This is a genomic window from Streptomyces sp. NPDC031049 (assembly GCF_055571015.1).
Genome location: NZ_JBVIGC010000025.1, coordinates 85590 through 97267, shown reverse-complemented (window position 1 = coordinate 97267; position 11678 = coordinate 85590). Strand labels below are relative to the sequence as shown.

The following is an 11678-nucleotide window of genomic DNA, read 5'->3' as shown; positions in this document are numbered from 1 at the left end:
AGGGCGCGCTCGCGTTCGACGAGGAGGGGCATCGGGTCGGAGGCGGTGACCAGCTCGCGCAGCGGGTGCCGGGCCAGGACCGCGTCCACCTCGGGTGTCAACGCCGCCGCCAGCCGTGACGCGGCCGGACGGCTCTCGTCGCGCAGCGCCTCGACGGCGGTGAGCAGCTCCCGCCGGTCCCCGCCGCCGGGGACGTCCGCCGCGGCCCGCTCGTACAGCCGGGCGCCCTCCTCCAGGACCAGGTCGGTGTCGATGCCCGCCGGGATCTTGATGCGGGCGTGGTGGCGCCAGGTCGCCACGGGATCGCTCCACGCCTCCACGGTGTACGTCCACCGCCCGGGCTCCCCGGCGGTGACGGTGGCCCCCCAGCGGTCGGTGCCCGGGGCCAGTTCCCGCATCGGGGTCCACGGGCCGGGACGGCCGCGCGGATCTCTGAGGACGACGTTGGCGGCCACCGCGTCGTGTCCCTCCCGGAACACGGTGGCCGATATCTCGAACGATTCGCCGGTCACCGCTTTGGCGGGCCGGCGTCCGCCCAGGACGGCCGGGCGGACGTCCAGGACGGGGATGCGCCCGACGACGGTGTCACCGGGGGAGTTCCGCGTCGGCGGTGCCGACGGCGTCGGGGGTGCCGACTGGTGGTGCTTGGCGGGCATGACCGCTCCTGTCCGCGTCAACGAGGGTGGGCGGATGACTGTGGGGAGGTGGGTCCTGCGGGTCTGTCCGTGGTGCCTGGGGGGTGTACCGCTGCGATGTGCCGCGAATCGCACCGGTGTCTGTGCCGTGGTCGTACCGGAGGAGCCTTCCCACACTCTTCGGGTGGGCATTCCGGCACTTTGTTAACTACTCACCCGTATGTCTACGCTCAAGACCGGCCTCGTCCGCCGAAGGGCGCGGCCGGTGGCCCCGGACCCGCCGTCACGCGCCCGGGACCCGCAGCAGCCTGTCCGGCGAACCCGGCCCCCGCCCGGAGACCTTCCCGGTGGTCGCGCCCTTGACCAGTGCCTTTTCGACCTGTGCGGGGGTGTCCCGTGGATGCCGGGCCAGATGCAGGGCCGCCGCGCCCGCCGCGTGCGGCACCGCCATCGACGTACCCGAGAAGGTCGCCCGTCCGGTGTCGCTCGCGTGGGACGCCGAGGTGACCGACACGCCCGGGGCGAACAGGTCGAGCGCCGGGCCGTGGTTGGAGAAGCCCGCCCGTGCGTCCCGGCGGTCGGTCGCGCCGACCGTGATCGCCCGCGTCACCCCTGCTGGGGAATACCGCGCGGCCGGCCGCCCGGCGTTGCCGGCGGCGACCGTGTAGGTGACACCCGAGGCGATCGAGGCGCGGACGGCGGCGTCCAGCCGGTCGTTGCGCGGGCCGCCCAGGCTGAGCGTGGCGACCGCCGGTTTTTTGGCGTGTTTCGTCACCCAGTCGACACCGGCGACGACCCGGGCCGTGCTGCCGGCGCCGTCGTCGTCCAGAACCCGGACCGCGACCACCCGCGCCCGCTTCGCCACGCCGTAGGAGGTGCCGACGGCGGTGGCCGCCACATGGGTGCCGTGCCCGTGGCCGTCCTGGGCCGTCCGGTCGCCGTCGACGAAGTCCGGGCCGTGGGCCGCCCGTCCGCCGAAGTCGCGGTGGCCGGTGCGGACGCCGGTGTCGATCACGTACACGGTCACGCCCCGGCCGGCCGGTTCCGCCCACGTGTGCCGCCGGTCCAGCGGCCGGCCGGGCTGGTCGATCCGGTCCAGGCCCCAGGACGGCGGGTCCCGCCGGGTGCGGTCCGCGGCGACGCGGGTGTCCTGGACGACGGAGTCGACGCGCGGGTCGGCGGCGAGCCTCCTGGCCTGCTGCTCCCCGGCCCTGACGGCGTATCCGTTCAGGACCGTGCCGTAGGTGTGGCGGACCTCGGCCCCGTACTTCTCGGCGAGGGCCTGCCCGGCCGCCGACGCGGCCCGCGTCCCCTCCTCGAGCGTCACCAGGTAACTCCCGCTCACGGAGCCGGGTGCGCCCGCGCCCCGTATGCGCCCCTCGGGGGCGGCGGCCTGCGCGTGCGGAGCGGGGACCGACAGCGCCACGGCACAGCCCGCCGCGACAAGTCCCCCCGCCGGACGCAGACGCCGTGTGCGCGTCCGAGTCATGTGTGCGTTTCCCCTCCTCGACGCGGCCTACGGACGGTCCGCGGACCGGTACGCCTGCGGGCAGCCTCTCGTGCCGGGCCGGACCCCACAAGACGGCCTGCGCGCACCGGCCCGTCCGGCGCCCGCGCCGGGACTGTCCGGCGTCCGTGCCGGACCGTTCGGCGTACGCGCCGGGACCGTTCGGCCGACAAGGGGGGTTCCGGGCGAAGCCCCCGGCGCGGGAGACACCGCACCGGTACCGTCATAAGGGACGACGAGGCGCACCCCAGCGTCCACTCCCGCGAACGCGTCGAGGTGATTGTGAAGGCGATCCGCCGACTGACCGTCCGTCCCGTCCTCCCCGACCCCCTCCGGCCGCTCAGCGAGCTGGCCCGCAACCTGCGCTGGTCCTGGCACACCGGGACACGCGACCTGTTCCGGTCCGTCGACCCCGAGCGCTGGGCCGCCTCCGGCGGCGACCCGGTCCGGCTGCTCGGCACCGTCCCGCCCGCCCGGCTGGCCCAGCTGGCCGAGGACCGGGACTTCCTGCGCCGTCTGACCGCCGCCGCCGACGACCTGGCCACCTACCTGACCGGCGACCGCTGGTACCAGGCGCAGAGCGGCGCCCGGCTCCCGGCCGCCATCGCCTACTTCTCGCCCGAGTTCGGCATCACCGCCGCCCTGCCGCAGTACTCCGGCGGCCTCGGCATCCTGGCCGGCGACCACCTCAAGGCGGCCAGCGACCTCGGCGTGCCCCTCGTCGGGGTCGGCCTGCTCTACCGGCACGGCTACTTCCGTCAGACCCTGTCCCGGGAGGGCTGGCAGCAGGAGCACTACCCCGTCCTCGATCCCGACGAGCTGCCCCTCGCCCGGCTGGAGGAGACCGACGGCAGCCCCGCGCAGGTCGCCCTGGCGCTGCCCGGCGGCCGGGAGCTGCGCGCCCGGATCTGGCTGGCCCAGGTCGGCCGCGTCCCGCTGCTGCTGCTCGACTCCGACGTGGAGGAGAACGACCTCGGCGAACGCGGCGTCACCGACCGGCTCTACGGCGGTGGCAGCGAGCACCGGCTGCTCCAGGAGATGCTGCTCGGCATAGGAGGGGTCAGGGCGGTGCGGACGTACTGCCGGCTCACCGGGCACCCCGAGCCGGAGGTCTTCCACACCAACGAGGGCCACGCCGGCTTCCTCGGCCTGGAGCGCATCGCCGAACTGTGCGCCGGCGGGCTGGACTTCGACTCGGCGCTGGAGGCGGTCCGGGCCGGGACCGTCTTCACCACGCACACGCCCGTCCCGGCCGGCATCGACCGCTTCGACCGCGAACTCGTCGCCCGTCACTTCGGCCCCGCCGCCGAACTGCCGCGCATCGACGTCGACCGGATCCTGCGGCTCGGCATGGAGACCTACCCCGGCGGCGAGCCCAACCTGTTCAACATGGCGGTGATGGGACTGCGCCTGGCCCAGCGCGCCAACGGCGTCTCGCTGCTGCACGGAGGCGTCAGCCGGGAGATGTTCCGCGGACTGTGGCCCGGATTCGACGCCGACGAGGTGCCGATCACCTCCGTGACCAACGGCGTGCACGCGCCCACCTGGGTCGCGCCCGAGGTGTTCGAGCTCGGCGCCCGGCAGATCGGCGCGGAGCGGGCCGAGGAGGCGCTGACCGTCGGCGGCTCGGAGCGCTGGGACTCCGTCGCCGACATCCCCGACGCGGACATCTGGGAGCTGCGCCGCACCCTGCGCGGGCAGCTGGTGTCGGAGGTGCGCGAGCGGCTGCGGGCCTCCTGGCGGCAGCGCGGCGCGGGGACGGCCGAGCTGGGCTGGATCGACGACGTGCTCGACCCGGACGTGCTCACCATCGGCTTCGCGCGGCGGGTGCCCTCGTACAAGCGGCTGACGCTGATGCTGCGCGACCGGGACCGACTGATGGATCTGCTCCTCCACCCCGAGCGGCCGGTGCAGATCGTCGTGGCGGGCAAGGCCCACCCGGCCGACGACGGCGGCAAGCGGCTCGTGCAGGAGCTGGTGCGGTTCGCGGACGACCCGCGGGTGCGGCACCGGATCGTGTTCCTGCCGGACTACGGCATGGCGATGGCGCAGAAGCTCTACCCCGGGTGCGACATCTGGCTGAACAACCCGCTGCGCCCGCTGGAGGCGTGCGGCACCTCCGGGATGAAGGCGGCGCTCAACGGCTGCCTCAACCTCTCGGTGCTGGACGGCTGGTGGGACGAGTGGTTCGACCCCGACTTCGGCTGGGCGATCCCCACCGCCGACGGCCGGGGCACCGACCCCGACCGGCGCGACGCCATAGAGGCCGCCGCCCTCTACGACCTGCTGGAGCAGCGGGTCACCCCGCGCTTCTACGAGCGGGGGCAGAGCGGGCTGCCGGACCGCTGGATCGAGATGGTCCGCCAGACCCTCGGCCGGCTCGGCCCGAAGGTGCTGGCCGGCCGCATGGTCCGCGAGTACGTCGAGCGGCTGTACGCCCCGGCGGCCGAGGCGCACCGCGCGCTCGGCCCGGACGCCGCGCGGGACCTCGCCGAATGGAAGGGCCGGGTGCGCGGGGCCTGGCACGGGGTGAGCGTCGACCACGTGGAAACTTCCGCCGCGGAGGCCACCGCCGAGCTGGGCGGCACGCTCGGGCTGCGGGTACGGGTGCGCCTCGGCGACCTCGCCCCGGAGGACGTCGAGGTCCAGGCGGTCTCCGGCCGGGTGGACTCCGAGGACCGGATCAGCGACGCCACGGCCGTCCCGCTGAAACCGGTGAGCGGCCCGGACACGGAGGGCCGCTGGGGTTACGAGGGCCCGCTCGCCCTGGACCGCACCGGGCCGTTCGGCTACACGGTCCGGATCCTGCCCGCCCATCCGCGGCTGGCGTCGCCCGCCGACCTGGGGCTGGTCGCCGTGCCGTCCGAGGAGCTGGTGGAGGCGGCGGGCCTGCTGATGAGGTGAGCGGCCGTCAGTCCTCGGCGGCGTCCTCGGTGAGCCGCCGCAGCACGGTCCCGCAGCGCCGCGCGTAGGCGTGCTGGAAGCCGCGGGCAGCCGCCCCGCCCGCCTTGGTGTACCACTTGGCGGGGCGGCTGAACGCGGTGACGGTCAGCCAGACCGTGCCGTCGCCCGTGCGGTCGACGACGAAGGCCTCCTCGCCGCTCTCCGGATGGCCGGGCAGGGTGCCGTAGGCCCAGCCGGCGCGGCGGCGCTCCTCCACCGTCCACACCACCCGGCAGGGCGCCTTGATCACCCCGGCGAGGGTGACGGTGACGTCGACGCCGGGTGCGGCGCGGTCCGCCCCGGTGTCGATGCCCACCCCCAGCGCCCGGTGCATCTCCCAGGTCAGGACCGCCTCGGCCGCCCGGCGGAAGACCGGCTCGCCCTCCCCGACGCGGGTGCGGACGTGCAGGGAGCGGTAGCCCGGCGGGCAGGCGCCCTGCGCGCGGGTGGCGCCGACGGCCTCGTAGGTGAAGTCCCTCGCAGACATGGGGCCCAAGCCTAAGGCGGCACCCGGGGACCTGGGGTCCCGGGTGCCGCCCGGCGTCCGGCCGCCCCGTGCCTACGGGAAGGTCAGCTTGAAGCTGTTGATGTACCCGGTGTCCCGGGACGCCTGGTCCTGCACCCGCAGCTTCCAGGTGCCGTCGGCGGTCTCGGAGGACGCGTCGACCGTGTAGGTCTCCTTGACGTCGTCCGCCGAGTCGGAGCCGCTGAAGTTCTTCAGCCGGTAGGCGGTCCCGTCCGGGGCCAGCAGGTCGATCACCAGGTCGCCGCGCCAGGTGTGCACGATGTCGACCGTGGCCCTCAGGTCCGAGGGAGCGTTGCCCGCGCGGCCGGAGACGGTCACCGAGGAGGTGACGGCGGCGCCGTTGTCCGGGATCGCGACGTCGGCGGTGTTCTCGAAGGAGGTGCCGCCGCCACCGCCGCCGCCGGAGCGCTCGCCGACGTTGACGCCCGCCCAGGCGTCCTGGACCGCCTTGTACTCGGCGCTGTCGGTGCCGTACAGCTCACCGGCCGCCGCGAGGGTGCCGGTGCGGGCGCCCGCGTAGTTGGTGGTCGAGGTGAACTTGGTGGTCAGCGCGCGGAACCAGATCTTCTCCGCCTTGGCGCGGCCGATGCCGGTGACCGGCAGGCCGTCGGAGGTGGGGGAGTCGTAGGCGACGCCGTTGACCGTCTTCTTGCCGCTGCCCTCGCTCAGCAGGTAGAAGAAGTGGTTCGCGGGCCCGGACGAGTAGTGCACGTCGATCGAGCCGATGCCGGAGTACCAGTAGTCCTTGGACGAGCCGTCCCTGCTGGGCTTGTCCATGTAGCGCAGCGGGGTGCCGTCGCCGCGGATGTTGATCTCCTCGCCGATGAGGTAGTCGCCGGCGTCGGAGGAGTTGTTCGCGAAGAACTCGACGGTGGCGCCGAAGATGTCGCTGGTCGCCTCGTTCAGGCCGCCGGACTCGCCGCTGTAGCGCAGGCCCGCGGTGTTGGAGGTCAGGCCGTGCGTCATCTCGTGCGCGGCCACGTCGATGGAGGTGAGCGGGTTGGCATTGCCGGAGCCGTCGCCGTAGGTCATGCAGAAGCAGCTGTCGGACCAGAAGGCGTTGACGTAGTTGTTGCCGTAGTGGACCCGGGAGTACGCGGCCGCGCCGTCGCCGCGGATGCCGCTGCGGCCGTGCACGTTCTTGTAGTAGTCCCAGGTCAGCGCGGCGCCGTAGTGGGCGTCGGCACCGGCGGACTCCAGGTTGGACGGGGTACCGTCGCCCCAGACGTCGTCCGGGCCGGAGAACAGGGTGCCGGTGCCGGAGGTGCGCCGGTTGAGGTTGTACGTCTTGTGGTTGCCGCGCGCCCCGTCGGTGAGGTTGTACGACGACCCGGAGCGGGTGGTGGTCAGCTCGACGGTGCCGCTGTAGACGGTGTGGCCCGTGCCGTTGTGCACGGCCTGGTACTCGTACAGCTTCTCGCCCGTGACGGCGTCGGTGACGACGTGCAGCTCGTTGGGGGTGCCGTCCTCCTGGAGGCCGCCGACGACCGTCTCGTACGCCAGGACCGGCTTGCCCTCGGCCGCCCAGATCACCTTGCGCGGGGCGCCCTCGGCGTCGGGGGCCTCGGCGCCGTCGGCCTCGGCGGCGGCCACGGCCTGCCGCTCGGCCTTGCCGGCGGAGATCTTCGGCGTGGTGGTGGCCGGCTTGATGGCGGCCCCGGTGGCCTTGACGACCTTCGTGGTCTTCCCGTCGGCGGCCGTGGTGACGACGAGGTCGCCGCCGAGGACGGGCAGTCCGGCGTAGGTGCGCTCGTAGCGGGTGTGCACGGTGCCGTCCCGGTCCTTGACCACGTCCCGGACGACCAGCTTCTCCTTGGCGCCCAGGCCCAGGTCGCCGGCGGTGTCCGCGGTGGCGGAGGCGGCCTCGCGCAGCAGCTCGGCGCGCTGGGCCGGGGAGAGCTTGACGGCCTCGGCGCCCGGGACCGGGGCGGCGGCCGGAGCCGCGGTGGCGGCGCCGGACTGGACGGCCGTGGCGATCAGCGCGGCGACGCCGGCCAGGGCGACGGCCGCGGCGCGGCGCCGGGGACGGGAGGGGGCGTGGGGGGTGCGTCTGTGGGCGGAACTGCTGCTCAACACTGACTCCTTCTGCGCGGCCACGGGGTGACGCGGCCTGGGGAGACCGGGCGGCGGGTGAGCCGCCGGGCATGACGGGGCGGTACGCAGAAACTCCGTGCGGGAGCGACGGCCGCGGCACGACGGTGCGGTGACGCTGTGGGGTTGCTGTGGAGCGGCCGTGGGAAGCGTGGCAGGGAGAGCGGTCGCTTGTCAGGGTCGCGTCATGAGATTGGCCGGAAATCGTTCGTTGTCCGGGAGTTCATGTTCGCTATACGGACCCGTGGGGTTCGGCGGTGACGGACGGCTCCCCGTGCCACGACCGCCACAGCGCGGCGTACGCCCCGCCGGCCGTCACCAGCTCCTCGTGGGTGCCGCATTCGGTCACCCGGCCGTCCGCCATGACGGCCACCCGGTCGGCGTCGTGCGCGGTGTGCAGACGGTGCGCGATGGCGATGACCGTACGGCCCTGGAGCACGGCGGCCAGGGCACGCTCGGTGTGCCGGGCCGTGGCCGGGTCCAGCAGCGCGGTGGCCTCGTCCAGGATCACGGTGTGCGGGTCCGCCAGCACCACCCGGGCCAGGGCGAGCTGCTGGGCCCGGGAGCCGTCGGGGCCGTCGCCGTCCCGGCCCAGCTCGGTGCCGAGGCCGTCGGGCAGCTCCCGCACCCAGTCGCCGGCGCCGACCGCGGTGAGGGCCGCCCACACCTGCTCGTCGGTGGCGGACGGTTCGGCGATGCGCAGATTGTCGCGAACCGTACCGAGGAAGACGTGGTGCTCCTGGGTGACCAGGACGACCTGGCGGCGCAGCCGCTCGGGCGACAGGCCGGCGACGGGGACCCCGCCGACCGTCACCGAGCCCGCGGTCGGCGCGTCCACGCCCGCCAGCAGCCGGCTCAGCGTCGTCTTGCCGGCCCCGGAGGCCCCGACCACCGCCAGCCGCTCGCCGGGGCGCACGGTGAGGTCGACGCCGCGCAGCACCTCACCGCCGCCGTCGTAGGCGTAGCGCACCCCGGACACGTCGATGCGGTCGTCGGCCGGGGCGGCCGGCCCGGCCGCCGTGACGGCGCGCGGCACCCGGGCCAGCCCCTCCACGCGGGCGAAGGACGCGCCGCTGGCCTGGAGTTGCTCCACCCGGATCAGGATCTCGTCGAGCGGCCCGGTGAGCTGCTGGAAGTACAGGGCCGCCGTGACCACCGCGCCGACGCTCATCGCGCCGCCCGCGTGCAGGACCCCGCCGAGCAGCAGCACGCCGGCCACCGGCAGGACGTACGACACCTCTATCACCGGGAAGAACACCGAGCGCAGATACAGCGTGTGCAAACGGGTGCGCCGCGAGACCTCCAGTGCCCGGCGGCTCGCCGCGATCCGCCGCCCGGCCAGCCCGAACGCCTCCACCGTGCGGGCCCCGGCCGCCGTGGCCGCCACGATCTCCGCGACCTCCGAGGTGGCCGCGCCCTCGGCCAGGTAGCCGCTGCGCGCCCGGCGCAGGTACCAGCGCAGCACGAACCAGATCGGCAGCAGGGTGAGCAGTCCCACGGCACCGAGCAGCGGGTTCAGCACCAGCACCGCGGCGACCAGGAACACCGACTGCACGCCGTTGACCAGCAGCGCGGGACCGGCGTCCCGCAGCGTGTTCCCGACGGCCGTCACGTCCGCCGTGCCGCGGGCCGTCAGATCCCCCGTGCCGGCCCGCTCCACCACCGACGCGGGCAGCGCCAGCGCCCGGTCGACGAACCGCTCCCGCACCCGGGCCAGCGTGCGCTCGCCGAACCGGTGCCCGACCAGGCGGGCCCAGCGGGCCAGCAGCAGCTGGGCCACCGAGCAGACGAGGATGCCGAGCGCCATCCGGTCGACGGCGGCGATCCCGCCGCCGGCCCGGACCTCGTCCACGATCCGGCCGAGCAGCCAGGGCCCGGCCAGGCCCGCGGCGGCGGCCACGGCGTTCAGGGCGAGCAGGCCCGCGAAGGCCCGGCCGTCGGCGCGTACCAGGCCGGCCGCCGCCCGGCGGACGTCGGCGCGCTCGGCGACGGGCAGGTGGCGGGAGGTCATCCCAGGGCCTCCTCCGGGTCGGCGTCCCGTGCGACGAGGGCCCGGTAGCCGGGCTCGGAGTCGAGCAGTTCGCGGTGGGTGCCGGTGGCGACGACCTTGCCGTCGACGAGGTGGTGCACCACGCCGGCGCGGTCCAGGACCAGGGGGGAGGTGCTGGTCACCACGGTCGTACGGCCCCGACGGGCGCTGCGCAGCCGGTCCGCCACCGTGGCCTCGGTGTGCGCGTCCAGGGCCGAGGTCGGCTCGACGGCGAGCAGCACCTCGGGGTCGGCGAGCAGGGCCCGCGCCAGCCGGACGCGTTGGCGCTGGCCGCCGGAGAGGTTGCGGGCCTGGGCGTCGATGGGGGAGTCGAGGCCGGTGGGGAGGCCGCGGACGATGTCGTCGGCGGCGGCGTTGTGCAGCGCGGCAGTGAGCTGCGCGGTGGAGGGCTGCGCTGCGGTGAGGTGCGCGGTGGAGGGCTGCGCTGCGGTGAGGTGCGCGTTCTCGTCTGCCGGGGGCTGTTGTCGGGCGGGTGCGGGTGCGGGTGCGGGTGTGGGGTGGCTGGGCGCGCAGTTCCCCGCGCCCCTGAGGTCGGGATGGGGAGCGTCAGCGGTGGGGTGAGGTCTGTCGTGGTGGGGTGCGCGGTTCCCCGCGCCCCTGGGGCTGGGAGTGGGAGCGTCGGGTGTTCCGGCGCACCCGGGGGTGATCACGTCGTGCAGGGGGCCCGCGAAGAGGTCGGCTTCCGGGGTGGCCAGGAGGATGCGGTGGCGTACTTCGGCGAGGGGCACCTCGTCCAGGCGTACGTCTCCCCAGGTGACGTCGGAGGGGGCGTAACGGGCCAGGCGGTCGGCCACCGCCGCGGCGTCCGCCGGGCGGGGGCCGGTCAGCACCGTGAGGCGGCCCGGCGGCACCCGTACGCCGGAGGCGGGGTCGTAGAGGGGGGCCGGCTCCGCGGGGGCGTCGCGGGTGCCCGTGTCCGGTTCCGGCTCCAGCCGCAGGAACCGGACGACGCGGTCCGCGGCGACCAGGCCCCGGCTGATCTGCCGGCTGCCCTCGATCAGGAACGCCACCGGCCACAGGAGGGCCACCACGTACCCGTACACCGACACCAGCTCGCCCACGCTGATCTCGCCCCGCACCGCCTGCCGGGCGCCGAGCCACGTCACCCCGGCCAGGAACAGCGTCGGCAGCCCGGCGCCGAGGGCCTGGATCCAGCTGGTGACCGCGCCCACCCGGTAGCCCTGCTCGGACAGCCGCCGCGAGTCCCGGTGGAAGGCGTTCGCGACCAGCCCCTTGCCGCCCAGGCCGTTCAGCACGCGCAGCCCGCCCGCCAGGTCGCCGATCCGGGCGGTGAGCACCGACTGCCGCTCCCGGTACTCCGCCTCCCGGCCCTGGAGACGGTGCATCAGCGGCCCCACCACCATGCCCAGCAGCGGCACGCCGACCAGCACCACCACGGCCAGCTCCACCGACACCGTCAGCAGCAGACCGGCGACGAACGCGCAGGCCACCACCGCGCCGACACCCGGCCCGACGACCGTCAGCGACTGGCTGATGGTCTGCACGTCGCCCACGCCGATGGTGACCACCTCGCCGGCACCGACCCGGTGCCGCAGCGCCGCCCCCAGCCGGACCGCCTGCCCGACGACCACCTTCACCGTGCGGAAGTTGGCGTCCATCCGGACCCGCGTCATCGTGCGGTGCCGCATGATGCTCAGCCACGCGGTGCACCCGCCGACGAGGACCAGCACGCCCGTCCAGCCGGCCAGCGCCCCCGTGTCACCCGGTTCGATCCCGCGGTCGACGGCCCGGGCGATGACGTACGGCGCCACGGCCAGCATCACCATCCACGCGCTGGCGAGCAGCGTGCCCGCCGCCGACCGCCCCGGCTGGCAGCGCACCAGCCACCACAGGTACCGCGGGCCGCTGCGCCGGTCGGGCGTGCCCGGGTCCTCGTACGCGTCGATCACCTGTCGCCCCCCGCCG

7 protein-coding genes are annotated in these 11678 nt (G+C 74.9%); 1 reads left to right on the top strand and 6 read right to left on the bottom strand.

The annotated features are described in order from the left end of the window. Together ACZ45Q_RS31380 and ACZ45Q_RS31375 are read right to left on the bottom strand one after the other, a co-directional pair. The coding region (locus ACZ45Q_RS31380) for a maltotransferase domain-containing protein (protein WP_468267579.1) at positions 1 to 656 on the bottom strand (656 nt) is incomplete at its 3' end. A 262-nt stretch (positions 657 to 918) separates the two neighbouring features. Beyond that, the gene (locus ACZ45Q_RS31375) at positions 919 to 2124 is read right to left on the bottom strand and encodes a S8 family peptidase (protein WP_468267577.1); all 1206 of its coding nucleotides are present in this window, start codon (positions 2122 to 2124) and stop codon (positions 919 to 921) included. Positions 2125 to 2424: 300 nt separating this feature from the next. Here ACZ45Q_RS31375 and ACZ45Q_RS31370 point away from each other — a divergent pair, with 300 nt between their 5' ends. Beyond that, a complete protein-coding gene (locus ACZ45Q_RS31370; RefSeq protein ID WP_468267583.1) occupies positions 2425 to 5046 on the top strand; it encodes a glycosyltransferase family 1 protein in 2622 nt (873 codons plus the stop codon). 7 nt (positions 5047 to 5053) lie between these two features. Here ACZ45Q_RS31370 and ACZ45Q_RS31365 read toward each other — a convergent pair whose 3' ends face one another. The 4 genes from ACZ45Q_RS31365 to ACZ45Q_RS31350 form a co-directional block, all read right to left on the bottom strand. Continuing rightward, positions 5054 to 5572, bottom strand: coding sequence for a DUF1990 family protein (locus ACZ45Q_RS31365; protein WP_468267575.1), 519 nt, complete (start codon positions 5570 to 5572; stop codon positions 5054 to 5056). Between the two features lie 72 nt (positions 5573 to 5644). Continuing rightward, a complete protein-coding gene (locus tag ACZ45Q_RS31360) occupies positions 5645 to 7684 on the bottom strand; it encodes a M4 family metallopeptidase (RefSeq protein ID WP_468267573.1) in 2040 nt (679 codons plus the stop codon). Positions 7685 to 7934: 250 nt separating this feature from the next. Beyond that, positions 7935 to 9713, bottom strand: coding sequence for an ABC transporter ATP-binding protein (locus ACZ45Q_RS31355; protein WP_468267571.1), 1779 nt, complete (start codon positions 9711 to 9713; stop codon positions 7935 to 7937). Further along, positions 9710 to 11662: an ABC transporter transmembrane domain-containing protein gene (locus ACZ45Q_RS31350; protein ID WP_468267569.1), complete on the bottom strand. Its 1953-nt coding sequence runs from the start codon at positions 11660 to 11662 to the stop codon at positions 9710 to 9712. Before ACZ45Q_RS31350 ends, ACZ45Q_RS31355 begins: the two co-directional genes overlap by 4 nt. Positions 11663 to 11678 lie beyond the last annotated feature (16 nt).

Coding starts and splice junctions, on each gene's coding strand:
- ACZ45Q_RS31375 (WP_468267577.1), bottom strand. CDS start 2,124: ATGACTCGGACGCGCACACGGCGTCTGCGTCCGGCGGGGGGACTTGTC.
- ACZ45Q_RS31365 (WP_468267575.1), bottom strand. CDS start 5,572: ATGTCTGCGAGGGACTTCACCTACGAGGCCGTCGGCGCCACCCGCGCG.
- ACZ45Q_RS31355 (WP_468267571.1), bottom strand. CDS start 9,713: ATGACCTCCCGCCACCTGCCCGTCGCCGAGCGCGCCGACGTCCGCCGG.